Origin of the sequence: Vibrio alginolyticus NBRC 15630 = ATCC 17749 (assembly GCF_000354175.2) — a bacterium.
In the GTDB taxonomy this organism is placed as follows: Bacteria; Pseudomonadota; Gammaproteobacteria; order Enterobacterales; family Vibrionaceae; genus Vibrio; species Vibrio alginolyticus.
Genome location: NC_022349.1, coordinates 1,723,866 through 1,749,589, shown reverse-complemented (window position 1 = coordinate 1,749,589; position 25,724 = coordinate 1,723,866). Strand labels below are relative to the sequence as shown.

Sequence of the window (25,724 nt, the reverse complement as noted above, 5' to 3'; positions counted from 1 at the left end):
TCTAGATGCATTAACTATCAATAACTTAGCTTACACTTGTGTTATGTAACAAGTGTCCTGCTCCCAATATAAGCGAACCTCATTTTGACTGATTTTGCTGCGCGACTAAAAAAAGTTGCATCAAACCCCGAAGTATTTAAGCAGTTTGGACGCGGTGTTGAGCGAGAAACTTTGCGCTATCGTCAGGATGGACATCTAGCTACAACTCCTCATCCTGAAGGGTTAGGCTCTGCGTTCACAAATCAATGGATCACAACGGATTTTTCGGAATCATTGTTAGAGTTCATTACGCCTGTGTCACATGAAATTCCAGAACTGATGGCACAGCTGAAAGATATCCATCATTTCACTCAAACCAAAATGGGTGAAGAGAAAATGTGGCCACTATCAATGCCTTGCTACGTCGGCTCAGAGGATGATATTCAGTTAGCCCAGTATGGCTCTTCGAATGCAGCGAAAATGAAAACGCTGTACCGAGAAGGTCTAAAGCGTCGCTATGGCAGCCTGATGCAAATAATTTCAGGTGTCCATTTTAACTTCTCATTTCCTGAAACATTTTGGGATGCGCTCTATGGCGAGCAAGATGAACAAGCCCGCCAAGATGCTAAGTCTGATGCGTACTTTGCGTTGATCCGTAATTACTACCGCTTTGGCTGGATGATTCCCTACTTCTTTGGTGCATCACCAGCGTTGTGTGGCTCTTTTATTCAAGGTCGTGAAACCGATCTGCCATTCGAGAAGATTGGCGGGACATTATATTTGCCGAAGTCGACGTCTTTGCGTTTGAGCGATCTTGGCTATACCAATAGTGCTCAAAGTGTGCTGAAAATTGGTTTTAACAGCATTGACCAATACCTCGATGGTTTGAGTGATGCGATTCGCCACCCATCAGAAGAGTTTGCGAAAGTTGGGGTAAAAGTTGATGGTGAATACCGCCAGCTTAATTCCAATATCTTACAAATTGAGAATGAACTGTACGCTCCGATTCGTCCAAAACGTGTATCGAAAAGTGGTGAGAAGCCTTCAGATGCGTTACGACGCGGTGGTGTCGAATACATTGAAGTTCGTTCTCTAGATGTTAACCCATTCAGCGCAGTGGGTTTAAATGAAGAGCAAGTACGATTCTTGGATCTCTTCCTTACCTGGGCGGCCTTGTCAGACTCAGACCCTATGGATAACTGTGAATTAGAGTGTTGGCGCGATAACTGGAATAAAGTCATTGTTTCTGGCCGTGAAAAAGGTCTAATGCTGCAAATTGGTTGCCAAGGTGAGCGTCTATCTCTACAAGATTGGGCACACCGAGTTTTCGTCGAGTTACGTCAAATAGCACAGCAAATGGATATGACCGCTGGTGGCAGTGCATACCAAGATGTGTGTAATCAACTCGAGACATGGATTGATAACCCAGAACTAACGATCTCTGGTCAACTATTAGAGCTAACGAAAGAGCTGGGTGGGCTAGGTAAAGTTGGTTGTACTCTTGGTATGAAGTACCGTGATGAAAACCTAGCTCACGGTTATCAGTACTATTCACAAGATACGATGGAAACGGAAGTAGCGTCGTCCGTGGAAAAACAAAAGCAAGCAGAGCAGAGTGATACGCTTTCTTTTGATGATTTTTTGGAAGATTACTTTGCTTACCTGAAGCAGTAATGACTAACTAAGGATTGGTGCGGTTGAACATTAAGTCGTCAGTAGTAGCGGTACTTGGAAGCGTGTTACTTGCAGGTTGTGCTACGGCACCGCCAAAGCAGCAGAATAACTTATGCGAGATATTCCGAGAGAAATCCGGTTGGTACGATGATGCCAAAGATATGGAAGATGAATGGGGGACCCCTATTCATGTCGCTATGGCCATCATTAAACAAGAAAGCAGCTTTCGGCACGATGCAAAACCACCTAAAGATTATTTGCTAGGGTTTATTCCTTGGGGACGAGTCAGCAGTGCGTATGGTTACGCTCAAGCTCAAGACCCTGCTTGGGAAGACTTCCAAGATGCCACAGGTCAGGGTGGCTCTCGTACCAACTTCGATGATTCTATGATGTTTGTCGGTTGGTATACTCATGAAACACGGCGTCAGCTAGGGATTTCATTATGGGATCCCTATAACCAGTATCTGGCTTATCATGAAGGGCGAGGTGGGTATAAGCGAGGTACTTATAATCGAAAGCCTAGTTTAATCAAAGTCGCTCGACGTGTTGAACAAACAGCGAAAACTTATGGCTGGCAGCTGAAGCAATGTCGTCAGGAATTAGAAGACAACAGCAGCTGGTTCTTTTAGCCCACAGTCAGTTCATGTGCTGTAGGGATGAATGACATTTATCCATTACCGAAAGGTACTGGAGTTACAATCAGGAGAGATGTAATGCCTTTACTCGATAGTTTTACCGTGGACCACACTCGTATGAACGCACCCGCTGTACGAGTGGCGAAAACCATGCAGACCCCAAAAGGGGATACGATTACTGTTTTCGACTTACGCTTTACTGCGCCAAACAAAGACATTCTTTCTGAAAAAGGTATTCACACCCTAGAGCACCTTTATGCAGGCTTTATGCGTAATCACCTAAACGGTGATTCTGTTGAGATCATCGATATTTCGCCTATGGGTTGCCGCACAGGTTTTTACATGAGCCTGATTGGCACACCATCAGAGCAGCAAGTCGCAGATGCTTGGATTGCAGCAATGGAAGATGTGCTGAAGGTAGAAAGTCAGAATAAGATCCCTGAACTTAACGAATACCAATGCGGCACGGCAGCAATGCACTCTTTAAAAGAAGCACAACAGATCGCAAAGAACATTTTGGATGCTGGTGTTTCGGTGAACAAAAATGATGAACTTGCTTTGCCTGAGTCGATGTTAAAAGAGTTGCGCATCGACTAGGTGCTCATTAAGAAGCATATTGCCCCAATAAGTAAAAAGCCTGACATGAGTCAGGCTTTTCTTTTGGTTATTTGGATGTCGATTTTTTCTTCTTCGGATAAACACGAACGAGCTTGATTCGGTTCTCTTCAATCTCAACAAGCTCCATTGGATGACCAGCCACTCTCACACTTAGATGGCTCTCAGGAATATCTTCCAAGTGTTCTAAAATGAGCCCGTTTAGCGTTCTCGGACCATCCGTTGGTAAATCCCATTTCAGGCCTTTGTTGATATCTCGGATATTGGTGCTGCCTTCAATAAGAAAGCTTCCGTCACCTTGAGGACTGATTTCATCAGAGAGGCTTGGAGAAATTGACGTCGTGAACTCACCAATGATCTCTTCCAGAATATCTTCAAGAGTAATTAGACCGATGATATCACCGTACTCATCCACGATCAGACCGATACGTTGCTTGTTACGTTGGAATTTCAACATTTGCACGTTCAGTGGTGTGCCTTCTGGGATGTAATAGACCTCATCAGCAGCACGTAATAGCGTTTCTTTGTTGAATTCGTTCTTTTCCAACATCAGACGATAAGCTTCACGCAAGCGCAGCATGCCAACCACTTCATCAATTTGGTCACGATAGAAAACTATGCGCCCATGTGGTGAGTGGGTTAGTTGACGAACAATGGATTTCCAGTCGTCGTTAATATCGATACCAGTAATTTCATTGCGTGGGACCATAATGTCGTTCACGGTGACGTGCTCAAGATCCAAAATAGACACCAGCATGTCTTGGTGTCGGCGAGGGATCAAACCGCCAGCTTCATTTACTACCGTACGCAGCTCATCGGAGCTAAGATGATCTTCTGCTGAGTGATCCGCTCTTACACCAAGTAAGCGGATAAAGCCATTCGTAATAAAGTTAACAAGCATCACTAAAGGCGACAGTAACTTCATCAGTATGGTCAATAATATACTGCTCGCGTAGGACACACGTTCAGGGTAAAGCGCTGCAATTGTTTTAGGGGTAACCTCGGCAAAAACCAATACAACCATAGTTAGTGCACCGGTTGCGATAGCGACACCTAAATCACCATACAAACGCATACCAATAATGGTTGCGATAGCAGACGCGAGAATATTAACGAGGTTGTTGCCGATAAGAATAAGACCAATCAAACGATCTGGACGGTCTAATAGTCTTTCGACTCGCTTAGCACCCTTATGCCCGTTTTTGGCTAAGTGTTTTAAGCGATAACGATTCAGAGACATCATCCCTGTTTCTGAACCGGAAAAGTAACCTGATATGACGATAAGACACGCGAGTAGCGCAAACAAGATACCCGTAGAGATGTCGTCCAAAACGTTGCTGTTCCTTGTAAGTATTGGGTTATATAACGGTTGAGTAAGTCCGTTAAGTCAAAGAGTTAAGGCGTACTGTATTTTATCTAGCCTAAAATATAAAGGATAGGAGCCCTAGAGCTCCTTAATTCAAGATGATTTCTTTTACAAAGCGACTGCCAAAATATGCCAGAGTTAACAGTGTTGCTCCTGCAACAGCGAACCATGTGACTTTTCTACCACGCCAGCCTTTTTGATAGTGACCCCAAAGCAGTATTGAGTACACCACCCAAGCGATGAAAGAAAGAATGCCCTTATGTGCCTTACCTTGGGCAAACATATCCTGCACAAAGACAAAGCCAGTAATGAGCGTGGCAGTTAACAATAAGTTACCGATCAAAATGATTTTGAAGAGTTGACGCTCCACCATTAATAGAGGCGGCAGGTTTGGGTTAATCGCCAAAGATTTTTTTGCTTTCAGTTTGTGATCCAGCCAAGCCAACTGAAGCGCATAGAGTGCCCCGATAGTTAAAGTCGCGTATGAGAAGAGCGCAAATGAAATATGAATGAGTAGCTTAGGGTCATTCTCTAGGTGCTTTATAAACGTGCTTGGCAAAAATGTGGCAGCAGATAAATTGATGGCAGCAAAGCTATAAACGACAGGCAATAAAAACCACAGTCGGTTTTTCAACATAGCAAGGCTCATGACCAGAGAAATAATAAAACTGATCAAAGAAGCCACGTTGAGAATACTCAGGTTTTGACCTGAACCATCAAAAATCAGATCACTCAAAATCCACGCATGAAAAACAAGCGCACAGGCAGCGCTAGCAAACACTGTTTTTGCTTTGATTCCTGACTGTTGTGAGAGTCCGGGTATGATGGTCGCAATCGCCAAGACATAAAGTATGGCGGCCGCGATGGCTATTAAGCTATCCATGAATCCTAAATATTATTGTGCACGATGGAGAAATTATACCTTGCATTACACTTTGGGGCTACGATATATCCGACATCAATCGTGAGAGATGAGATATTGAAATTAATAAGTTACCGCACCATATATAAATAGAGACAAGAATAGGACAGCGGTACGGGTATGACTCAGACCTTGGCTAATGTATACTCACACTAATTAATCGCCATTTTAGCGAAGAGACAAAGATGTTTGAGAATTTAACGGATCGATTATCCAAAACGCTGAAAAATATCAGTGGTAAAGGTCGTCTGACCGAAGACAACATTAAAGAAACCCTGCGTGAAGTCCGAATGGCTCTACTTGAAGCTGACGTTGCGCTTCCGGTCGTTCGTGAATTTGTGAACCGCGTTAAAGAAAAAGCGGTGGGCGTAGAAGTTTCTAAATCTCTGACTCCAGGTCAGGAATTTATCAAGATCGTTCAAACAGAACTTGAAGCCGTAATGGGTGAGTCGAATGAGGCGCTAAACCTTGCTGCTCAACCACCTGCAGTGCTTCTTATGGCTGGTCTACAAGGTGCGGGTAAAACCACATCGGTAGGTAAGTTATCTAAGCTTCTAAAAGAACGTGACAAGAAGAAAGTCTTGGTTGTGTCTGCCGACGTTTACCGTCCTGCGGCAATCAAGCAGCTTGAAACACTGGCATCAGACATCGGTGTTGACTTCTTCCCATCATCACCAGACCAAAAGCCTATTGATATCGCCAATGCAGCGATTGACCATGCGAAGAAAAAATTCTACGACGTACTTATTGTCGATACCGCAGGTCGTTTGGCAATTGATGAAGAGATGATGGGGGAGATCAAAGATCTTCACGCAGCTATCAACCCAGTAGAAACGCTATTTGTTGTTGACGCCATGACGGGTCAAGACGCAGCAAATACAGCAAAAGCCTTTGGCGATGCGCTACCTCTTACCGGTGTAGTTCTAACTAAGGTTGATGGTGATGCTCGTGGTGGTGCGGCACTTTCAGTACGCCATGTCACGGGCAAGCCAATCAAATTCTTGGGTGTCGGTGAAAAAACTGACGCGCTAGAACCGTTCCACCCAGATCGTGTTGCTTCACGTATTCTTGGCATGGGTGACGTTTTGTCTTTGATTGAAGACCTACAACGCAACGTTGACCAAGAAAAGGCAGAAAAGTTAGCGAAGAAGTTCAAAGAGAAGAAAGGTTTTGACCTTGAAGATTTCCGTGAACAGCTAGGCCAGATGCAAAACATGGGCGGCATGATGGGGATGATGGATAAGCTTCCAGGAATGTCCCAGCTACCAGACAATGTAAAAGACAAAGTCGATGACAAGATGTTCAAACAGATGGAAGCGATCATCAGCTCCATGACAATGAAAGAACGTCAACGCCCAGAAATTATCAAGGGCTCGCGCAAGAAGCGTATCGCGGCTGGTTCTGGTGTGCAGGTTCAAGATGTAAACCGCTTACTAAAACAGTTCACCCAAATGCAGAAAATGATGAAAAAGATGCAAAAAGGTGGCATGAAAGGCATGATGCGCAACATGCAAGGCATGATGGGCGGCATGGGTGGTGGCGGTGGCTTCAACCCATTTGGTCGTTAATTAATCGATCACGCATAGATTCAGGGTGTTAGGTACGTCACAAACTTTAAATTCAATTTATGTTGGTGAAAAAGTAACTAAACTCCTTGCATTGCTCCGGGAGAAGAGTAAAATTCCGGAGCTTTATTTTGGCACGAGACCCCAAACTGTTTAATTTCTTGAATGGTTTTTGGGGTTAATTTTATTTTTGAGAAAGCAAAGAGGACGACATGGTAACCATTCGTTTGGCACGTCACGGCGCTAAAAAGCGTCCATTTTATCAAATCGTAGTAGCGGACAGCCGCAACGCTGCAACTGGCCGTTTCATCGAGAAAGTTGGTTTCTTCAACCCAACTGCTAAAGGTCAAGAAGAAGGTCTACGTCTAGACCTAGACCGCGTTAACCACTGGGTTGGTCAAGGCGCGTCAGTATCTGACCGTGTTGCTAAGCTAGTTAAAGACGCTCAAAAAGCGGCTTAATTTTTTACTTGAAAAGTAGAAACTAGTTTATGTCGATGAAAGGTAAAGAAACAATGAGCAACGAAAAGATTGTTGTAGGCAAGTTTGGTGCTACTTACGGCATTCGTGGTTGGCTTAAGGTTTTTTCCTACACAGACAATGCTGAAAGCATTTTCGATTACAGCCCTTGGTACATTAACCAAAAGGGCAAGTGGGTTGAGTACAAAGTAGAAAGCTGGAAGCGCCATAACAAAGGTATGGTGGCTAAGCTGGAAGGCATGGATGTTCGTGAAGACGCGCATCTAATGACGAACTTTGAAATTGCTATTGACCCTGCGGTACTTCCTGAATTGTCAGAAGATGAGTTCTACTGGCGCGAATTGTTTGGGATGCAAGTTGTAACTACTAAAGGTTACGATCTAGGTGTCGTTACTGACATGCTAGAAACTGGCTCAAACGATGTTCTGGTTGTTAAAGCAAATCTTAAAGATGCTTTCGGGCAGAAGGAACGATTAATCCCGTTCCTTGAAGAGCAAGTGATCATTAATGTTGATCGCGAAGCTCAACGGATCGAAGTTGACTGGGATCCTGGATTCTAATCTCCAAAATTACAGAGCGAGATAAACATGTGGGTTGGCGTTATTAGCCTTTTTCCAGAAATGTTCCGTTCTGTTACTGATTTTGGAGTAACAGGTCAAGCGGTTAAAAAAGGTCTTTTGTCGATTGAGACTTGGAATCCTAGAGATTTCACTCACGACAAACATCGCACAGTCGATGACCGACCTTACGGTGGAGGCCCTGGTATGTTAATGATGGTTCAGCCTTTGCGCGATGCCATTCATACCGCGAAAGCAGCCTCACCGGGCAAGACGAAAGTCATCTACCTTTCTCCTCAAGGTCGCAAGCTCGACCAGAAAGGAGTGGAAGAACTGGCAACGAATGAGAACTTGCTTCTGATTTGTGGTCGTTATGAAGGGGTAGATGAGCGCATCATTCAATCTGAAGTCGACGAAGAATGGTCGATTGGTGATTTTGTGATGACGGGTGGTGAGATACCAGCCATGACGTTAATCGACTCTGTCTCTCGGTTTGTTCCGGGTGTACTAGGGGATTTCGCGTCAGCAGAAGAAGACTCTTTTGCAAATGGCTTGTTAGATTGCCCTCACTATACGCGTCCAGAAGTATTGGATGACAAAGAGGTACCAGCGGTACTGATGTCAGGCAATCACAAGGACATTCGTCAATGGCGACTCAAGCAGTCGTTGGGCCGTACTTGGCTAAGAAGACCAGAGCTCCTGGAAAACCTAGCTCTGACTGACGAACAGGAACAATTACTTGCTGAGTTTGTTAATGAGCATAAAGCCATTAAAGAACATAACGCAAAGTAACCTAATTTATTTAGTATCAGTTTATTCTAGGAATTTAAAAAATGAGTAACATCATCAAAGCTCTTGAAGAAGAGCAAATGAAATCAGACCTACCTAAATTTGCACCAGGTGACACTGTTGTAGTTCAAGTTAAGGTAAAAGAAGGTGACCGTGAGCGTCTACAGGCTTTCGAAGGCGTTGTAATCGCAATCCGTAACCGTGGTCTACACTCTGCTTTCACTGTACGTAAGATCTCTAACGGTGAAGGTGTTGAGCGTACGTTCCAAACACACTCTCCAATCGTTGATAGCATCGAAGTTAAACGCCGTGGTGCAGTACGTCGTGCCAAGTTGTACTACCTACGTGAGCGTTCTGGTAAGTCTGCTCGTATCAAAGAGAAACTTGCTAAGAAGTAATGCTATAACTAGCGTTCTCATCTTAAACGGAGTCCTTTTAGGGCTCCGTTTTTTTATTTGTGTAATTAGCTTGCTCGTTTCTTTTCATCCGCCTGCACTGACGTACACTCCACGCCTCTACCTTGCTGTGAATAGATTCCTGATGTCGCTATGGCTTCTCTGAATAACGGGAAATGATGGCCAAAGATTATATAGCACCGAGGTTAAAATTCGTCATTTTGAAGGCGACGAAGGAGCGTGATTCAGAATCTACTAGTCGAGAATGCAATTGTTTAAGTTGTTAGCTTCATCTTTGCTGTTAGTAGATTCTTAATGTCGCTATGGCTCCTCGGAATGACAGGAAATGATGGTCAAAGATTACAGAGTACCGTGGTTAAAATTCGTCATTCTGGATAGCGACGAAGGACCGTGATTCAGATTCCCCAAGAAGAAACCTAGGGTATTCCTTTACCCTAGGCCTCAATTTAATACTGGTCTTCAGACCAGCCATCACTATCGGACATATCGGGTGCGCCTGGGATGGTGTTTTCTTCATCTGCCCATTCACCAAAATCAATCATTTGGCATTGTTTACTGCAGAAAGGGCGATGAGGACTTTGTTCTCCCCATTCTACGTCGGCGCCACATTGTGGGCATTGAACGATGGTAACTTTAGACATAGTTGAGCGTCCCATTACTAATTGGTGTTAAAGGGTAGTATACCTAAACGAATTAAAGATGGCTTATTCAACGCGCTATTGCTGCTACGAAATTTTATCAAATATAAGCGCAATAAAGCGTTGAATTTTAGATTATGGAGGCGAGGCGTAGTGTCGTCTTAGCTGCAAACAGCAAGTTCAAATTCAATATCTTGTGTGCATGCTTGACCGTTTTCAAACGACATGAACTTGATCGCAAAGCGGTTTTTATGGCCTGAAATCATAGGATACACGCCATATTCCATTGGGATGTGAAGTCTTAGAATGTTGGCTTCATCAGCGTCACTTTGGAAGAAACCTGCACGACCGATTTGAGCTTTGAAATGTCCGGTCTCTCTAGTGAGCTTTAACCATAACGAAAGCGCATCAGATAAGGGCTTTAAGCTTGCTTGCCACTGTTGTGCATCACGCTTTTTACGTTCAATAGGTAGATGAAGCCAGTAGTGTAATGCTGGCAGATCAAAACAGCATGAACCACCCGGTAGATTAAAGCGTTGACGGATAGAGCTTAGGAAGCGATCTTCTTTTAATGCTTGGCCAAAACGTTCAGCACTCATTAGTTGGCTATGAACGACATCTATCTCTTGTAGCAAGGTATTTAATGCGTCTTGATCGACACCATCAACATTGAGCCAATGGCGGTACGACAGCCGTTGCTTCTCAAGATCTTTAGCCAGTTCACTTTTCAGTTGGATTTGTTCGAAGATCTCAACCATATCGAATAACGCACGGAAAAACAGTTGATACTGATGATTTTCGCTAAACCCAGAGGCCAAGTGAGCCTGACGCAGCAGAGACTCCACTCTTAGATAAATACGAGTTTTCTCATTTAACGGATGTTCAAATTTGTGCGTGGTCATCGACATAAGCCTTTGTGAGTTTCGTTCCTATTTTCGCAGATTTTTCTTACACATGGCTAGGTACTTTTCGTGCAAATCTGTGATTTGAAGCAAAAGATCAGGGTCACTTGGATTATTCTTAACCACATCGTCTGCAAGCGCGAGCCTTTGCTCTCTTGATGCTTGAGAGGCAAGGATGGCGCGAACTTGATCTTCACTCACATTGTCTCGTTTCATCGTGCGAGATATCTGTGTATTCGGTTCTACATCGACGACAAGAACGCGATCACACAAACTATCTAGCTTGTTTTCTACGAGCAACGGCACCACAAGTAACGCATACTCTGAAGTGACTTGCTGCAAATCTTCGATCATCTTTTCACGAATTATCGGGTGCAACAGTGCGTTGAGCCATGCTTTTTCATCTGAATTCGAAAAGATTTTTTCTCTCAGCTTTGCGCGATCTAAAGTTTGGTCTTCACGAACGATATCGTGACCAAAGTGTTCAATAATCGCGTTTAGGCCGGGAGTACCTGGCTCGACAACTTCTCTTGCGACAATGTCGGCATCGACGATATCGATTTTAAATTGTTGTTTGAACAGATTCGCGACGGTTGTTTTTCCACTAGCGATACCACCTGTTAAACCAATAACCAAAGCCATTTACACTCCTAGAACTGAAGTAAAGTACCAGTTTAAAATCTGGTCGCCCCAAATTAAGCTTATCCAACCAGCAATTGCTAAGTAAGGACCGAAAGGGAAAGCTTTTTCAATTCCCTGCTTTTGCAAGCGTAGTTGAATGATGCCAAATACGATGCCAACCACAGAAGAAAGTAGAATGATCATCGGCAGTGACTGCCAACCTAGCCAAGCTCCTAGTGCCGCCAGTAGTTTAAAATCACCATACCCCATTCCTTCTTTACCGGTAAGTAACTTAAAGCCCCAGTAAACGGACCAGAGACATAGGTAACCAGCAATAGCACCAATGACAGAATCTTGTAGAGTAACAGGACTTATTTCGACTAATGCTAAGGCAATGCCAGCCCAAGTTAATGGTAATGTTAATTGGTCAGGTAACAACATAGTATCGAGATCGATAAATGTTGCGGCGATTAAGATAAAAGTAAAAAAGAGTAGGGCAACGGTAAAGTAACTAAAACCAAAGTAATAAGCGATAAAGCCAGAACAGAACGCGGTGAGCAGTTCAATCAGTGGATAGCGTGCACTAATGGTTGCCTGACAGTTGTGACATTTGCCTTTTAAAAGCAGCCAGCTAATCACAGGAATGTTGTCGCGAATACGTATCGGTGTTGCGCATTTCTGGCAGGAGGAGCGTGGAACGCTCAAGGTCAGCACTTCTTTAGGAGGTTCTATTTTGTATTCAGGAAATGACTCGGCACATTCGCGTCGCCATTCTAGCTCCATGATTTTAGGTAGTCGATAAATAACCACATTGAGGAAGCTACCCACGATCAGACCGAAGATGGTGGCAAACACAACGAATAGCCAAGGGTAGTACTGGAATACTTCCATATTTGTCTCTTGAGCGATGAGTGAAATCAGCAAGATGCTGTTTTAAAGGAGTTAACAGCTCATTCTAGCCCAATACACTCATTAAGTTAAAGATTGGCAAGTACATTGCTGTCACTAATCCGCCAACAACGATACCTAAAAAAACGATAATTAGTGGCTCTAGGATTTTACTAAGGTTGTCGACGGTGTTGTCGACTTCAAACTCGTAGATTGTTGCAACTTTATTGAGCATATCGTCAAGTCGACCAGACTCTTCACCGATCATAACCATTTGTAACACCAATTCAGGGAACACATTACAGTTGCGCATGGCTACATACATTGGCATACCTGCGGCGGTATCACGGTAAACTTCTTCTATGGCGAGTTGATAGTGTAAGTTTCCTGAGGTTTTTGATGTGGTTTTTAAACTGGTTAGAATTGGAATACCCGCTGTAAAGCTTGTGGCGAGTGTTCGACTAAATTTGGCGATAGCGGCTTTTGATAATACAGGCCCAAGGACCGGAAATTTAAGCACAGAGCGGTTGAGCATTAAGCGAAAAGAATCTGAACGCTTAGAGAGGATTCTCGCCGAAATGAATAAACTAATGGAGCCTAGTGCGATAAACGGACTCCAGTTTTGTGTCCAGGCGGAAAGATCTAACACTTGCCTGGTAAACCAAGGTAAGTCAGCACCAAAACCAACAAACATTTTTTCGAACTCGGGAATGACTTTGGTGAGCATGATAAACGACACGCCTAACGCTACTAGCACTACCATCGCTGGGTAAATCAGTGCTTTGATCACTTTCGCACGGAGTTGTTCATTTTTTTCTCGGTAGGTGGCTAAGCGCTCGAACACTTCCGCTAAGTTACCGGATTGCTCACCTGTGGCGATAAGATCAGTATAGAGTGGGTCAAAGTGTTCACTTGCAGTGCGCATGGCTTTTGACATGGGCGCCCCCGCTTCAACGGCGCGTGTCACGCTCATCAAAATGGATTTCATCTCTGCTTTTTTATGATTTTCTGAGACTAATTTTAAAGCCTGAACTAAGGGTACACCGGTTATCAACATCGTCGAAATCTGACGGGTAAACACCGTGATGTCTCTGCCTTTCACGCGATGGTTGAGTTTAGTGAGAAACGAGATACTGCTTTTCTTTAACTTCTTGATCTTGATGTGCTGTGCGTCTAGACGCTCGCGTACTTCAATTTCTGTCATCGCGAGGGTTTGCCCAGATGTCTTTTTGCCTGAACTGTTGATGCCTTTCCAGCGGAAGTTTTTAAGTTGTGGTGTAGTGCTTTTCATAGAGGTGACTGCTGATTAAAGGATTAAAAATAAAGTACGCGCTGTAGTTCACTAAAACTTGTGATCCCTTGTTTGAGTTTTTCTATGCCCGACATTTGTAACGTGCTCATCCCGTTTGCGATGGCGAGTTTTTCTAGTTCATGCACCGAGGCGCCTTTAATAAGCGCTTCGGAAAGAAATTCATCAAAGCGCATCACTTCATAAATCCCCGTTCGGCCGGAATAACCATGGGTACACTCATTACATCCATCGGGATTGGCTTTAAAAATGTTGTCGCTTGCTTGAATTCCAAGATGTTGTAGCTGAACGGTAAGCTCTTGTGATTTTTTACAGTGCGAGCACAGTTTACGGGCCAAGCGCTGGGCAATGATCAAACTAAGAGAGGAGGCCAAGTTAAAGCTTTCTACGCCCATGTTTGATAAACGAATAACCGTTTCAGCCGCAGAATTGGTATGTAAGGTTGAAAGTACTAAGTGACCGGTTTGCGATGCTTTTATAGCGATTTCGGCGGTATCTAAGTCACGAATCTCACCGACCATTACCACATCCGGGTCTTGACGTAAGAAAGAGCGCAGGGCTTCGGCAAAACCAAAACCAATCTTAGGCTGAACTTGAACTTGGTTAATGCCCGATAAGTTAATTTCTACTGGGTCTTCTGCCGTGGAAATGTTGATTTCTGGCTTATTGAGGATACTTAGCCCAGTGTATAGAGAAACGGTTTTACCGCTCCCTGTTGGGCCTGTCATCAGAATCATGCCTTGTGGGCGACGCAGCGCATCCAAGTACAATTGTTTTTGTTGTTCGCTATAACCAAGCTTGTCGATATCCAGTGACGCAGAGCTGCTGTCGAGCAGTCGTAGTACAATTTTCTCTCCGAATAGAGTCGGTAGCGTGGATACACGCATATCAATTGCGGTGTCTTGATTCAACTTGAGCTTAATACGCCCATCTTGTGGTAAACGTCGCTCTGCAATATCAAGTTTAGAGAGGATTTTGATACGAGCGGATAAGCGGCGACTTAAGTGGCTTGGTGGCTGCTGTGTTTCAATTAAGATGCCATCACAGCGTAGGCGCACGCGGTACATCTTTTCATAAGGCTCAAAGTGGATATCGGATGCGCCTTTGCGCACAGCGTCCAACAGAATTTGGTTGATGTAACGGCTAACAGGAGACTCATCTTGGCTCAAGTCTTCAATGTTGTCGATTTCATCTGCGCCCACATCAACCAGGTTGGCTAACTCTTCTTGGTTGATCTCTTTTAACCCAGACTTCTCATGATTCAATGAACGACCATACAAGCGTCGAATTGCCGCGCTGAGTTGACGAAAATCCGCCAAGACTAGTTCAACCTGTAACCCAGTGGCAAAGCGGAAGTCATCTTCGGCTTGTTGGTTGGTGGGGTCGGCAACGGCGAGTAATAACGTTGAAGACGTACGCTGGAGTGGGAGTGCGTTATGCCGTGTGATTAATTCCCTAAGACCAAGTTGCTGACAAAGCGAAGCGTACTCATACTGAGATAACTCAGACTGATTTAAACCAAAGAGAGAACTTAAGTGATCAGCGAGCTCACTTGACGTGAAGAATCCAGAACTGAGTAAAGCTTCCGGCATCGAAATGCCAGAAGCTTTGACTTGCTCTATTAACGATTCTTCTTGGGAAAATGTTAGTAACCCTTTTTGGCGAAGAACCGTTGAGAGTTTGGTTAGCATTATGGACAGCTATCAACAACCGGCAGGCACAACAGAAGTATCTTGGATTGTATGAGTACAACTCCATCCTGTTGCATTATCTTTGGTATATATAATTGTTGCTGCATTATTGCTAGCGCCGCCTGTTTTTAACGAACCGTCTGTAAATGTGAAAGTAGCAGTACCGCCACTAGTTGTTGATGCCAACGCTATCGAACCCAAAGCATTCATTGTTTGTGTGCCGCCTACTTTATTAATGTCAGTAGGGAAACTACCAACTTCTTGCTGATACATATCAATATTTGTCAACAGTCCTCTAACAGTTGCAGCAGCAGTGGCTGCTTCAGATTTAGCTACGTAACTTTTGTAGGCAGGTATAGCAACTGCAGACAACACACCAATAATCGCCACCACAATCATTAATTCAATCAGAGTAAAACCCTGTTGTTTTTTATGTTTACTGTTTTTCATTTTTAACCCTTTCTTAAAAATTAATAATGCTCTTGCATTAGCGAAAGATTATGGAGAGTTAAGGTGGGTTGAAAATGGGGAAGAGATGGGCTCTCGAGTGAGATAAAACTCTTTGGTAAAAAGTTGCATATCGCATGCAGAGTTTTGCGAGTAGTACTATTTTTTTAGTGGATAAAAAGAAAGGGCCAATTGGCCCTTTTAAATGATGAGTTACTCACAACTCACTGAGTTAGTTGAAGTAATTTAGATTTGTTGCTTTTATTATTTGAAGCGCATCGAAAGATCCATCGCTTTTAAATGCTTAGTCAACGCGCCTACCGAAATGTAATCGACACCGGTTTCTGCGTATTCTGCGATGGTCTCTAGCGTAATGTTGCCGGAGTTTTCTAAAGCGGCACGACCTGCGTTAATCGCTACGGCTTCACGCATCATTTCTTTTGTGAAGTTATCGAGCATGATGATGTCGGCACCAGCCTCTATCGCTTGTTTCAACTCTTCTAAGCTTTCCGTTTCGACTTCTACCGGTTTGCCTGGGTTGAGCTCTTTCGCTTTTTGGATAGCTTGAGTGATGCCACCACAAGCAATAATGTGATTTTCTTTAATAAGGTAAGCGTCGAACACACCGATGCGATGGTTAAAGCCACCACCGCAGGTCACGGCGTATTTTAGTGCGCTACGCAGACCAGGAATGGTTTTGCGTGTGTCTAGTAGACGGCACTCAGTATGCGCGATTTTTTCAGCGTACTCTGCGGTAACTGTTGCGCAGCCAGACAGCGTTTGGATGAAATTCATTGCGTTACGCTCACCAGTCAACAGGTCACGAGCAGGGCCTGTCAGCGTGCAAAGGGTTTGGTTAGGTTTGACCTTATCGCCGTCCTTTACGTGCCATTCAATGCTGACCTTGCCACCGAGCTGTTTAAAAACTTCATCAGCCCATGCTTGACCACAGAACACACCATGCTCACGAGTAATAATCGTTGCGGTATTAACCGCATCGGCAGGGATCAAAGATGCAGTAATGTCATTATCTGCGTCGACACTGCCACCTAGATCTTCTTTTAAGGTATCAGCGACAGAGCGAGTGATCTCTAAAGGGAGTTGTTGTTTAAGGTATTCTAGGCGTTCTTGAATGTTGTGTGTGTTCTTCATCGCAAATCTTGTCTTGAAAGGGAGATGGCAACGAATGATACTCTCCGGTGTCAATAATTTCAGCAGTTAATTTGCAAAGTAGAGAGGTTGATATGCGCCCAATTATCGAGAATGGCTGGCTGACACAAGCAAAGCATGTTCCGTCACCATTTTTTGATGCCCGCTCTGATGTAAACGACATCTCTCTGCTGGTGGTACACAATATCAGTTTGCCTCCTGGGCAGTTTGGTGGACCATATATAGAGGACTTCTTCACTGGCAAGCTAGACCCAAATGAACATCCATTTTTTGAAGTCATTCACAAAATGGGCGTTTCTGCACATTGCTTGATTAAAAGAAACGGCGAGGTTGTTCAATTTGTTTCTTTTCTTGATAGAGCATGGCATGCCGGTCAATCCAGTTTCGCAGGCAGGGAGCGTTGTAATGACTATTCCATTGGTATCGAGCTTGAAGGGACAGAATTTACTGCCTACACAGAAGCGCAATATCAATCACTTGCAGAGATCACTGAGGTGATTATGCAGTCTTATCCTCAAATCACCCCGCCACGAATTACCGGTCATCAATATATTGCGCCCTTGAGAAAAAGCGATCCTGGTCTAAGCTTTGATTGGGTGAAATATAGACTGCTTATACAGCGTTGATTTGTAGCGAAAGTGTAAATTCAAAAAAGCGAAATAAATAAGGCATACGATCAGGTATGCCTTTTTTTGATACCAGAAATATTAATGATTGTTAAAAGTTAACTACATTTTTACGCTCGCACATGCCGTTTTGGTGAATAAATAGACTGATAATTTTGTCATTTTCTGTATTTCTTTTCCAAAACTGCTAGCACGTCGACTTCCCATTTGTATGCTTTATGTAATTGGTCATACCAATTCTATTGCTGTTTTAACAGTCGATTGTTATCAGAGTGTTGGAAGTAAGCTCGTTCTATGATTTAGGTCAATTTTCGGCTGGACAGTGGCGTTTTAATTATGTTAATTTCTGCACCAACTTAAAATTGGTATTACCAATTACCTGCAAGAGTAGAAGAACAATAAATTATGGCTTATCAAAGGATTCGTCAGCCAAAACTCTCTGATGTTATAGAACAAGAGTTAGAAAGGTTGATAGTGGAAGGAACATTGTCTCCGGGGCAACAACTGCCTCCAGAGCGTGAACTGGCAAAACAGTTCGATGTGTCTCGTCCTTCAGTCCGAGAAGCCATTCAACGCTTGGAAGCGAAGCGTTTGTTGACTCGTCGCCAAGGTGGCGGAACATTCGTAAGTGAGAATATCTGGAAGAGCTTTTCAGATCCCTTGTTGAATTTGTTGTCTAGTCATTCTGAAACCCAGCTTGATGTGCTTGAGTCTCGTCATGCGATGGAAGGAATTTCAGCCTACTTTGCAGCTTTACGTGGTACCGAAGAAGATTTTGCGCGTATTCAAGGTTGCCTTGAGCGCATTAGTCAAGAGCAAGCAAACAACGATATCGAAGCTGAATCTGCGGAAGTAATGCAATTTTTGATCGCTTTGACAGAGGCCGCGCACAACGTGGTTTTGTTGCACATTGTTCGAAGCTTAGCACCTTTGCTTGAGCAAAATATTCTACAAAATTTTAAATTACTACGTCGCCGCCCAGAAGCGGTCGAGAAAGTCAGTAAACACCGAGCCAATATCGTGGATGCGATTGTTTCTGGTCAGCCTGAAAAGGCGCGAGAAATGTCCCACTCGCACTTGGCTTACATCGAAGAAACATTGTTGGATTTGACTCGAGAAGAGTCTCGACGAGAGCGTTCTCTACGTCGAATTCAGCAGGGTAATGACTCGTAAGAGCGTTACTTAAATAAGTAGATCCAACCAACAGAAGGATAGATCGCCATGTCTGATATGAAGCATGACGTAGATGCACTGGAAACTCAAGAATGGCTACAAGCGCTTGAGTCAGTTGTACGTGAAGAAGGTCTAGAGCGTGCTCAGTTCCTATTAGAGCAAGTTCTAGATAAAGCACGTCTAGACGGTGTTGATATGCCAACAGGTATCACAACTAACTACATCAACACGATTCCTGCAGACCAAGAACCAGCATACCCAGGTGACACAACACTTGAGCGTCGTATTCGCTCAATTATTCGTTGGAACGCTATCATGATCGTTCTACGTGCATCTAAGAAAGACCTAGAGCTAGGCGGCCACATGGCGTCTTTCCAGTCTTCTGCTGCGTTCTACGAGACATGTTTCAACCACTTCTTCCGTGCACCAAACGAGAAGGATGGTGGCGACCTAGTTTACTACCAAGGTCACATTTCACCAGGTATCTACTCACGTGCATTCGTTGAAGGTCGTCTAACTGAAGAGCAGCTAGACAACTTCCGTCAAGAAGTAGACGGCAAAGGTATTCCTTCATACCCGCACCCTAAACTGATGCCTGAATTCTGGCAGTTCCCGACAGTATCGATGGGCCTAGGTCCAATCGCTTCTATCTACCAAGCTCGTTTCCTTAAGTACCTAGAAGGCCGTGGTCTTAAAGATACTTCAGAACAGCGCGTTTACGCGTTCCTAGGTGACGGTGAGATGGATGAGCCAGAATCACGTGGTGCTATCTCTTTCGCTGCGCGTGAGAAACTAGACAACCTATGCTTCCTAATCAACTGTAACCTACAGCGTCTAGATGGCCCTGTAATGGGTAACGGTAAGATCATTCAAGAACTTGAAGGTCTGTTCAAAGGTGCTGGTTGGAACGTAGTGAAGGTAATCTGGGGTAACAACTGGGATTCACTACTAGCTAAAGATACGACTGGTAAGCTTCTACAGCTTATGAATGAAACGATCGACGGCGACTACCAAACATTCAAATCAAAAGATGGCGCGTACGTACGTGAGCACTTCTTTGGTAAGTACCCAGAGACAGCTGCACTTGTTGCTGACATGACTGATGACGAAATCTTCGCACTTAAGCGTGGTGGTCACGAGTCTTCTAAGCTATACGCGGCATACAAAAACGCGGCAGAAACTAAAGGTCGTCCAACAGTAATCCTAGCTAAGACTGTTAAAGGTTACGGCATGGGTGAAGCGGCTGAAGGTAAGAACATCGCGCACCAAGTTAAGAAGATGGACATGACTCACGTACTACACCTACGTGACCGTCTAGGTCTTCAAGACATCCTAACTGACGAAGCAGTGAAAGAACTTCCGTACCTGAAACTTGAAGAAGGTTCAAAAGAGTACGAATACCTACACGCTCGTCGTAAAGCGCTACACGGCTACACGCCACAGCGTCTACCAAAATTCACTCAAGAATTCATCGTTCCTGAGCTAGAAGAATTCAAGCCACTACTAGAAGAACAGAAGCGTGATATCTCTTCTACTATGGCATTCGTACGTGCGCTAAACGTTCTACTTAAGAACAAGAACATTGGTAAGAACATCGTTCCTATCATTGCTGACGAAGCACGTACATTCGGTATGGAAGGTCTGTTCCGTCAAATCGGTATCTACAACCCGCACGGCCAAACTTACACACCAGAAGACCGTGGCGTTGTTTCTTACTACAAAGAAGCGACTTCAGGTCAGGTTCTACAAGAAGGTATCAACGAGCTAGGTGCTATGTCTTCATGGGTTGCTGCTGCGACTTCATACTCGACAAACGACCTACCAATGATCCCGTTCTACATCTACTACTCAATGTTCGGCTTCCAACGTGTTGGCGACATGGCGTGGATGGCTGGTGACCAACAAGCACGTGGTTTCCTACTAGGTGCAACTGCGGGTCGTACAACGTTGAACGGTGAAGGTCTACAGCACGAAGACGGCCACTCGCACATTTTGGCGGGTACGGTTCCTAACTGTATTTCTTACGACCCAACATTCGCGTACGAAGTAGCAGTAATCATGCAAGACGGTATCCGTCGCATGTACGGTCCAGAACAAGAAAACGTGTTCTACTACCTAACGCTAATGAACGAAAACTACGCAATGCCAGCAATGCCAGAAGGCGCTGAAGAAGGCATCCGTAAAGGTATCTACAAGCTAGAAACTTACACGGGCGACAAAGCGAAAGTTCAGCTAATGAGCTCTGGTACTATCATGAATGAAGTACGTAAAGCAGCTCAAATCCTAAGCGAAGATTACGGTGTTGCTTCTGATGTTTACTCTGTAACGTCATTCAACGAACTAACTCGCGATGGCCAAGATGCAGAGCGTTTCAACATGCTTCACCCAGAAGCGGAAGCGAAAGTACCTTACATCCAAACAGTAATGGGTACTGAACCTGCTATCGCAGCAACTGACTACATGAAGAACTACGCAGAGCAGGTTCGTGCATACATTCCTGCTGAGTCTTTCAAAGTTCTTGGTACTGATGGCTTCGGTCGTTCAGACAGCCGTGAAAACCTACGTCGTCACTTCGAAGTGAACGCAGGTTACGTAGTAGTAGCAGCGCTAACTGAACTAGCGAAACGTGGCGAAGTTGAGAAATCTGTAGTTGCAGAAGCAATTAAGAAATTCGACATCGACACAGAGAAAACAAACCCGCTATACGCTTAATTAAGAAGGTAGATAAGAAATGGCAATCGAAATTAATGTACCAGACATCGGTGCGGATGAGGTTGAAGTTACTGAGATTCTTGTAAGCGTTGGCGACAAGGTTGAAGAAGAGCAGTCTCTGATCACAGTTGAAGGCGATAAAGCTTCTATGGAAGTTCCTGCTTCTCAAGCGGGTATCGTTAAAGAAATCAAAGTTGCAGAAGGCGACAAGGTTTCTACTGGTTCTCTAATCATGATTTTCGAAGCCGAGGGTGCAGCTGACGCTGCACCTGCTCCTGCGGCAGAAGCAGCTCCAGCAGCAGCTCCAGCTCCAGCAGCAGCGGCAGAACTAAAAGAAGTTCACGTACCAGACATCGGTGGTGATGAAGTAGAAGTTACTGAAATCATGGTTGCCGTTGGCGACAGCATCGAAGAAGAGCAATCTCTTCTAACTGTTGAAGGCGACAAAGCTTCTATGGAAGTTCCAGCGCCATTCGCAGGTACTCTAAAAGAGATCAAAGTTGCAGCAGGCGATAAAGTATCGACTGGCTCACTTATCATGGTATTCGAAACAGCAGGTTCAGGCGCTCCAGCAGCACCAGCGGCAGCTGAAGCTCCTGCGGCAGCAGCTCCAGCAGCGTCTGCGGCAAAAGAAGTGAACGTTCCAGATATCGGCGGCGACGAAGTTGAAGTTACTGAGATCATGGTTGCGGTTGGCGACACAGTGGAAGAAGAGCAATCTCTAATCACTGTTGAAGGTGACAAAGCTTCTATGGAAGTTCCTGCACCATTCGCTGGCACAGTTAAAGAAATCAAGATTGCAGCTGGCGACAAAGTGTCTACTGGCTCACTAATCATGGTATTCGAAGTGGCGGGTGCAGCACCTGCTCCTGCAGCAGCTCCAGCTCAAGCGGCAGCACCTGCAGCTCCGGCTCCTAAAGCAGAAGCTCCAGCTCCAGCAGCGACTGGCGATTTCAAAGAAAACGATGAGTACGCTCACGCGTCTCCAGTTGTTCGTCGTCTAGCGCGTGAATTTGGCGTTAATCTTTCTAAGGTTAAAGGTTCTGGTCGTAAGAGCCGTATCCTAAAAGAAGACGTTCAAGCTTACGTGAAAGATGCACTTAAGCGTCTTGAGTCTGGCGCAGGTGCAGCAGCATCTGGCAAAGGCGACGGCGCGGCTCTTGGTCTACTACCATGGCCAAAAGTGGACTTCAGCAAGTTTGGTGAGACAGAAGTTCAACCGCTATCTCGCATTAAGAAGATCTCTGGTGCAAACCTACACCGTAACTGGGTAATGATCCCGCACGTTACACAGTGGGATAACGCAGACATCACGGCTCTTGAAGCATTCCGTAAAGAGCAAAACGCGATTGAAGCGAAGAAAGACACTGGCATGAAGATCACACCACTTGTGTTCATCATGAAAGCGGTAGCTAAAGCGCTTGAAGCGTTCCCAGCGTTCAACTCTTCTCTATCAGAAGACGGTGAGAGCCTAATTCTGAAGAAATACGTGAATGTTGGTATCGCGGTAGATACACCAAACGGTCTAGTTGTTCCTGTATTTAAAGACGTGAACAAGAAAGGCATCTACGAGCTATCTGAAGAGCTAATGGCGGTTTCTAAGAAAGCACGTGCAGGCAAGCTAACAGCTGCTGACATGCAAGGTGGCTGTTTCACTATCTCTAGCCTAGGCGGTATCGGCGGTACGGCGTTTACTCCAATCGTAAACGCGCCAGAAGTTGGTATCCTAGGTGTGTCTAAGTCAGAAATGAAACCGGTATGGAACGGTAAAGAGTTCGAACCGCGTCTACAACTTCCACTGTCTCTATCATACGACCACCGTGTGATCGATGGTGCTGAAGGTGCGCGCTTCATCACTTACCTAAACTCATGTCTATCTGACATTCGTCGTCTAGTTCTGTAATAGAAATTAGATGAATGAGAGGCGGCAACTTAGCCGCCTCTGCTAATCATAATTACCGACAATTTGGTTATCAGCCTTGCTTCGTTCAGGGTTTTCACAATCGAATTGTTGTCTAGCTCACAGGCTAAATTGATTTACTTTTCACACCATTAACATCTCTGTAAACTGTTAGCGGTCTGAAAATAACTGTTTAAAACAAATCTCTCTTAAACATAAAAATCGATACCCACTCAGCCTGTTAGGGATAATGACTACAAGAGGTCAAAATGAGCAAAGAAATTAAAGCCCAAGTTGTTGTACTTGGTTCTGGTCCTGCTGGTTACTCCGCTGCATTCCGTTGTGCGGACTTAGGTCTTGAAACTGTACTAGTTGAACGTTACAGCACGCTTGGCGGTGTATGTCTGAACGTGGGTTGTATCCCATCTAAAGCACTGCTTCACGTTTCTAAAGTAATTGAAGAAGCGAAAGCGATGGCTGACCACGGCGTTGTGTTCGGTGAGCCTCAAACAGACATCAGCAAAATCCGCATCTGGAAAGAAAAAGTTGTTAACCAACTAACTGGCGGCCTAAGCGGTATGGCTAAGATGCGTAACGTAACAGTAGTTAACGGTTACGGTAAGTTCACTGGCCCTAACTCTATCCTTGTAGAAGGCGAAGGTGAGCCAACAGTTGTTAACTTTGACAACGCAATCGTTGCGGCTGGTTCTCGTCCAATCAAACTGCCATTTATCCCGCATGAAGACCCACGTATTTGGGACTCTACTGACGCTCTTGAGCTAAAAGAAGTGCCAGAAAAACTGCTTATCATGGGCGGTGGTATCATCGGTCTAGAAATGGGTACGGTTTACCACTCTCTAGGTTCTAAAGTTGAAGTTGTTGAAATGTTTGACCAGGTAATTCCTGCAGCAGACAAAGATATCGTGAAAGTATTTACTAAGCGTATTAAAGACAAGTTCAAGCTAATGCTAGAAACGAAAGTAACAGCAGTTGAAGCAAAAGAAGACGGTATCTACGTTTCAATGGAAGGCAAGAAAGCGCCAGCTGAAGCTGAGCGTTACGATGCGGTTCTAGTTGCTATCGGTCGTGTACCAAATGGTAAGCTAATCGACGGTGAAAAAGCGGGTCTAGAAATTGACGAGCGCGGCTTCATCAACGTTGATAAGCAAATGCGTACTAACGTTCCTCACATCTTCGCGATCGGTGATATCGTTGGTCAACCAATGCTTGCTCACAAAGGTGTGCATGAAGGTCACGTAGCTGCTGAAGTTATCTCTGGTAAGAAGCACTACTTCGACCCTAAAGTTATCCCTTCAATTGCGTACACTGAGCCAGAAGTGGCTTGGGTTGGTAAGACTGAAAAAGAAGCGAAAGAAGAAGGCATCAAGTACGAAGTAGCAACATTCCCGTGGGCAGCATCAGGTCGTGCAATCGCATCTGACTGTGCAGACGGTATGACTAAGCTAATCTTCGACAAAGAAACTCACCGCGTAATCGGTGGTGCTATCGTTGGTACTAACGGTGGTGAACTACTTGGTGAAATCGGCCTTGCAATTGAGATGGGCTGTGATGCAGAAGATATCGCTCTGACTATCCACGCTCACCCAACTCTACACGAGTCTGTAGGTCTAGCTGCTGAAGTATTTGAAGGTTCAATCACTGACCTGCCAAACAAAAAAGCAGTTAAGAAGAAGTAAGCTTTTTCTGACTGAATGATAGAAGCCGCTGCATTGCAGCGGTTTTTTTATGCTTGTTACATAGGAATATAAATGTGTGCTTAGCTGACAGCAGACAATAAAAAGCCCACCAAACGGTGGGCTGACATATATTACTAGTTAAGCTTTAGTGTTCACGGTTGTAAATGCAAAGCATATCTAAGTATGAATTCACTAGATGTTTCAGTTCCGCTTCACCTTTAGCGCGGTTCGCTTGGACAAACAGTGAGTAACAAATACCGTGGAACAGGTTTGCCAAGTGTTCTGAATCGTGCTGGTCACACACCTCACCGCGTTCAATTGCTTTAATGAACATGTTTTGTACCAGCAACTGGTTAGTACGGTTAGTTGAAACAAACAATGGCCATACTTCATCACGTGTTGAAGCACTCCACTCGAACCATACCTTTAGCCAGTGACAGTCTTGGCTGACAAGCTCGATCATCGCATTAGTAATATTGGCGATGTTTTCACGTGCATGTAAGTCTAGGTCTATGTTATCCGATAGGAAGTTTGAGAACTGACGTACGACGTGATTGAGAACTTCATCCACCAAGTCTTCGCGTGTAGGGAAGTAGTTAAAAACAGTCGCCACAGAAACTTGAGCAATTTCTGCGATATCTGCGTGACCACCACGACCGATGCCGCGGCGCGCAAATACTTCCAATGCGATTTCCATTAACTGTTGCTTACGCTTAATTGGAGAAAGCCTAGTTCTAGGTCTCTTTGCAATTGAGTCCATATCCATTTTCCTTGCCATTTGAGTTGATATTGGGGGTAACCCCCTAATTGATTATTTTAATAGTTGCTTAAAGCAGTGATGAGTGTAATGGTGCATATGCACAAGGTCAACATCTGTAGAACAATTTATATACAGTAATGTCATTATTATTGATAAATTTAGCTATGAACTTTATAAAACTAAGACCTTCTTC

24 protein-coding genes are annotated in these 25,724 nt (G+C 44.5%); 13 read left to right on the top strand and 11 right to left on the bottom strand.

Annotated elements, in window-relative coordinates; all coding sequences use genetic code 11:
• Nucleotides 1-84 precede the first annotated feature (84 nt).
• The 3 genes from gshA (at nt 85) to luxS (ending at nt 2,885) form a co-directional block, all read left to right on the top strand.
• Nucleotides 85-1,653 (top strand): glutamate--cysteine ligase, encoded by a 1,569-nt coding sequence (gshA, locus tag N646_RS07870; protein WP_017820390.1) that lies wholly within the window; start codon nt 85-87, stop codon nt 1,651-1,653.
• 23 nt (nt 1,654-1,676) lie between these two features.
• A complete protein-coding gene (locus N646_RS07865) occupies nt 1,677-2,282 on the top strand; it encodes a transglycosylase SLT domain-containing protein (protein ID WP_005379943.1) in 606 nt (201 codons plus the stop codon).
• 84 nt (nt 2,283-2,366) lie between these two features.
• Nucleotides 2,367-2,885, top strand: coding sequence for an S-ribosylhomocysteine lyase (luxS, locus tag N646_RS07860; RefSeq protein ID WP_017820391.1), 519 nt, complete (start codon nt 2,367-2,369; stop codon nt 2,883-2,885).
• A 67-nt stretch (nt 2,886-2,952) separates the two neighbouring features.
• Here luxS and N646_RS07855 read toward each other — a convergent pair whose 3' ends face one another.
• Both N646_RS07855 and N646_RS07850 read right to left on the bottom strand, forming a co-directional pair.
• Nucleotides 2,953-4,233, bottom strand: coding sequence for an HlyC/CorC family transporter (locus N646_RS07855; RefSeq protein WP_005379948.1), 1,281 nt, complete (start codon nt 4,231-4,233; stop codon nt 2,953-2,955).
• Between the two features lie 124 nt (nt 4,234-4,357).
• Nucleotides 4,358-5,152 (bottom strand): cytochrome C assembly family protein, encoded by a 795-nt coding sequence (locus tag N646_RS07850; RefSeq protein ID WP_005379950.1) that lies wholly within the window; start codon nt 5,150-5,152, stop codon nt 4,358-4,360.
• Between the two features lie 224 nt (nt 5,153-5,376).
• Here N646_RS07850 and ffh point away from each other — a divergent pair, with 224 nt between their 5' ends.
• The 5 genes from ffh to rplS all read left to right on the top strand — a co-directional run bounded on the left by ffh (nt 5,377) and on the right by rplS (nt 8,979).
• Nucleotides 5,377-6,759, top strand: a complete 1,383-nt coding sequence (gene ffh, locus N646_RS07845; protein WP_005385423.1) for a signal recognition particle protein — start codon at nt 5,377-5,379, stop codon at nt 6,757-6,759.
• A 209-nt stretch (nt 6,760-6,968) separates the two neighbouring features.
• The gene (gene rpsP, locus N646_RS07840) at nt 6,969-7,217 is read left to right on the top strand and encodes a 30S ribosomal protein S16 (RefSeq protein ID WP_005379962.1); all 249 of its coding nucleotides are present in this window, start codon (nt 6,969-6,971) and stop codon (nt 7,215-7,217) included.
• A 29-nt stretch (nt 7,218-7,246) separates the two neighbouring features.
• Nucleotides 7,247-7,795: a ribosome maturation factor RimM gene (gene rimM / locus N646_RS07835; RefSeq protein ID WP_005379964.1), complete on the top strand. Its 549-nt coding sequence runs from the start codon at nt 7,247-7,249 to the stop codon at nt 7,793-7,795.
• Between the two features lie 27 nt (nt 7,796-7,822).
• Nucleotides 7,823-8,584: a tRNA (guanosine(37)-N1)-methyltransferase TrmD gene (gene trmD / locus N646_RS07830; protein ID WP_005385420.1), complete on the top strand. Its 762-nt coding sequence runs from the start codon at nt 7,823-7,825 to the stop codon at nt 8,582-8,584.
• Nucleotides 8,585-8,625: 41 nt separating this feature from the next.
• Nucleotides 8,626-8,979: a 50S ribosomal protein L19 gene (gene rplS / locus N646_RS07825; RefSeq protein WP_005379971.1), complete on the top strand. Its 354-nt coding sequence runs from the start codon at nt 8,626-8,628 to the stop codon at nt 8,977-8,979.
• A 464-nt stretch (nt 8,980-9,443) separates the two neighbouring features.
• On the opposite strand, the gene yacG is transcribed toward rplS, so the two are convergent.
• The 8 genes from yacG to nadC all read right to left on the bottom strand — a co-directional run bounded on the left by yacG (nt 9,444) and on the right by nadC (nt 16,645).
• Nucleotides 9,444-9,638, bottom strand: a complete 195-nt coding sequence (gene yacG, locus N646_RS07820; protein ID WP_017635922.1) for a DNA gyrase inhibitor YacG — start codon at nt 9,636-9,638, stop codon at nt 9,444-9,446.
• Between the two features lie 158 nt (nt 9,639-9,796).
• Nucleotides 9,797-10,537 (bottom strand): cell division protein ZapD, encoded by a 741-nt coding sequence (zapD, locus tag N646_RS07815; protein ID WP_017820392.1) that lies wholly within the window; start codon nt 10,535-10,537, stop codon nt 9,797-9,799.
• A 27-nt stretch (nt 10,538-10,564) separates the two neighbouring features.
• Nucleotides 10,565-11,179 carry a dephospho-CoA kinase gene (coaE, locus tag N646_RS07810; RefSeq protein ID WP_017635920.1) on the bottom strand — a complete coding sequence of 205 codons (615 nt, stop codon included), beginning with the start codon at nt 11,177-11,179 and terminating at the stop codon, nt 10,565-10,567.
• Entirely contained in the window at nt 11,180-12,049 is an 870-nt protein-coding gene (locus N646_RS07805) for a prepilin peptidase (RefSeq protein WP_017635919.1), read from the bottom strand.
• A 64-nt stretch (nt 12,050-12,113) separates the two neighbouring features.
• The gene (locus N646_RS07800) at nt 12,114-13,337 is read right to left on the bottom strand and encodes a type II secretion system F family protein (RefSeq protein ID WP_017820393.1); all 1,224 of its coding nucleotides are present in this window, start codon (nt 13,335-13,337) and stop codon (nt 12,114-12,116) included.
• Between the two features lie 23 nt (nt 13,338-13,360).
• Nucleotides 13,361-15,046 carry a type IV-A pilus assembly ATPase PilB gene (pilB, locus tag N646_RS07795; protein WP_017820394.1) on the bottom strand — a complete coding sequence of 562 codons (1,686 nt, stop codon included), beginning with the start codon at nt 15,044-15,046 and terminating at the stop codon, nt 13,361-13,363.
• Nucleotides 15,047-15,058: 12 nt separating this feature from the next.
• Nucleotides 15,059-15,496, bottom strand: a complete 438-nt coding sequence (locus tag N646_RS07790) for a pilin (protein WP_017820395.1) — start codon at nt 15,494-15,496, stop codon at nt 15,059-15,061.
• Nucleotides 15,497-15,757: 261 nt separating this feature from the next.
• A complete protein-coding gene (gene nadC, locus N646_RS07785; protein WP_017820396.1) occupies nt 15,758-16,645 on the bottom strand; it encodes a carboxylating nicotinate-nucleotide diphosphorylase in 888 nt (295 codons plus the stop codon).
• A 92-nt stretch (nt 16,646-16,737) separates the two neighbouring features.
• Between nadC and ampD the strand changes: the two genes are divergently transcribed.
• The 5 genes from ampD (at nt 16,738) to lpdA (ending at nt 24,771) form a co-directional block, all read left to right on the top strand.
• Nucleotides 16,738-17,289, top strand: a complete 552-nt coding sequence (ampD, locus tag N646_RS07780) for a 1,6-anhydro-N-acetylmuramyl-L-alanine amidase AmpD (RefSeq protein WP_005386614.1) — start codon at nt 16,738-16,740, stop codon at nt 17,287-17,289.
• 405 nt (nt 17,290-17,694) lie between these two features.
• Complete coding sequence (gene pdhR, locus N646_RS07775; protein ID WP_005379989.1) at nt 17,695-18,462, top strand: pyruvate dehydrogenase complex transcriptional repressor PdhR; 768 nt, start codon at nt 17,695-17,697, stop codon at nt 18,460-18,462.
• A 48-nt stretch (nt 18,463-18,510) separates the two neighbouring features.
• Entirely contained in the window at nt 18,511-21,174 is a 2,664-nt protein-coding gene (gene aceE, locus N646_RS07770; protein ID WP_005386612.1) for a pyruvate dehydrogenase (acetyl-transferring), homodimeric type, read from the top strand.
• A gap of 19 nt (nt 21,175-21,193) precedes the next feature.
• Nucleotides 21,194-23,077 carry a pyruvate dehydrogenase complex dihydrolipoyllysine-residue acetyltransferase gene (aceF, locus tag N646_RS07765; protein WP_017820397.1) on the top strand — a complete coding sequence of 628 codons (1,884 nt, stop codon included), beginning with the start codon at nt 21,194-21,196 and terminating at the stop codon, nt 23,075-23,077.
• A 266-nt stretch (nt 23,078-23,343) separates the two neighbouring features.
• On the top strand, nt 23,344-24,771 hold the full coding sequence (gene lpdA / locus N646_RS07760) for a dihydrolipoyl dehydrogenase (RefSeq protein ID WP_005379993.1): 1,428 nt from the start codon (nt 23,344-23,346) through the stop codon (nt 24,769-24,771).
• A 145-nt stretch (nt 24,772-24,916) separates the two neighbouring features.
• Here the strand turns inward: lpdA and opaR are convergent, their stop codons facing one another.
• A complete protein-coding gene (opaR, locus tag N646_RS07755; RefSeq protein ID WP_005379994.1) occupies nt 24,917-25,531 on the bottom strand; it encodes a transcriptional regulator OpaR in 615 nt (204 codons plus the stop codon).
• Nucleotides 25,532-25,724 lie beyond the last annotated feature (193 nt).

What these genes read in the sequence shown, in the direction of transcription:
- luxS (WP_017820391.1), top strand. Translation starts at nt 2,367, where the DNA reads ATGCCTTTACTCGATAGTTTTACCGTGGACCACACTCGTATGAACGCA.
- N646_RS07850 (WP_005379950.1), bottom strand. Translation starts at nt 5,152, where the DNA reads ATGGATAGCTTAATAGCCATCGCGGCCGCCATACTTTATGTCTTGGCG.
- ffh (WP_005385423.1), top strand. Translation starts at nt 5,377, where the DNA reads ATGTTTGAGAATTTAACGGATCGATTATCCAAAACGCTGAAAAATATC.
- rpsP (WP_005379962.1), top strand. Translation starts at nt 6,969, where the DNA reads ATGGTAACCATTCGTTTGGCACGTCACGGCGCTAAAAAGCGTCCATTT.
- rimM (WP_005379964.1), top strand. Translation starts at nt 7,247, where the DNA reads ATGTCGATGAAAGGTAAAGAAACAATGAGCAACGAAAAGATTGTTGTA.
- trmD (WP_005385420.1), top strand. Translation starts at nt 7,823, where the DNA reads ATGTGGGTTGGCGTTATTAGCCTTTTTCCAGAAATGTTCCGTTCTGTT.
- rplS (WP_005379971.1), top strand. Translation starts at nt 8,626, where the DNA reads ATGAGTAACATCATCAAAGCTCTTGAAGAAGAGCAAATGAAATCAGAC.
- yacG (WP_017635922.1), bottom strand. Translation starts at nt 9,638, where the DNA reads ATGTCTAAAGTTACCATCGTTCAATGCCCACAATGTGGCGCCGACGTA.
- zapD (WP_017820392.1), bottom strand. Translation starts at nt 10,537, where the DNA reads ATGACCACGCACAAATTTGAACATCCGTTAAATGAGAAAACTCGTATT.
- coaE (WP_017635920.1), bottom strand. Translation starts at nt 11,179, where the DNA reads ATGGCTTTGGTTATTGGTTTAACAGGTGGTATCGCTAGTGGAAAAACA.
- N646_RS07805 (WP_017635919.1), bottom strand. Translation starts at nt 12,049, where the DNA reads ATGGAAGTATTCCAGTACTACCCTTGGCTATTCGTTGTGTTTGCCACC.
- N646_RS07800 (WP_017820393.1), bottom strand. Translation starts at nt 13,337, where the DNA reads ATGAAAAGCACTACACCACAACTTAAAAACTTCCGCTGGAAAGGCATC.
- pilB (WP_017820394.1), bottom strand. Translation starts at nt 15,046, where the DNA reads ATGCTAACCAAACTCTCAACGGTTCTTCGCCAAAAAGGGTTACTAACA.
- N646_RS07790 (WP_017820395.1), bottom strand. Translation starts at nt 15,496, where the DNA reads ATGAAAAACAGTAAACATAAAAAACAACAGGGTTTTACTCTGATTGAA.
- nadC (WP_017820396.1), bottom strand. Translation starts at nt 16,645, where the DNA reads ATGAAGAACACACACAACATTCAAGAACGCCTAGAATACCTTAAACAA.
- ampD (WP_005386614.1), top strand. Translation starts at nt 16,738, where the DNA reads ATGCGCCCAATTATCGAGAATGGCTGGCTGACACAAGCAAAGCATGTT.
- pdhR (WP_005379989.1), top strand. Translation starts at nt 17,695, where the DNA reads ATGGCTTATCAAAGGATTCGTCAGCCAAAACTCTCTGATGTTATAGAA.
- aceE (WP_005386612.1), top strand. Translation starts at nt 18,511, where the DNA reads ATGTCTGATATGAAGCATGACGTAGATGCACTGGAAACTCAAGAATGG.
- aceF (WP_017820397.1), top strand. Translation starts at nt 21,194, where the DNA reads ATGGCAATCGAAATTAATGTACCAGACATCGGTGCGGATGAGGTTGAA.
- lpdA (WP_005379993.1), top strand. Translation starts at nt 23,344, where the DNA reads ATGAGCAAAGAAATTAAAGCCCAAGTTGTTGTACTTGGTTCTGGTCCT.
- opaR (WP_005379994.1), bottom strand. Translation starts at nt 25,531, where the DNA reads ATGGACTCAATTGCAAAGAGACCTAGAACTAGGCTTTCTCCAATTAAG.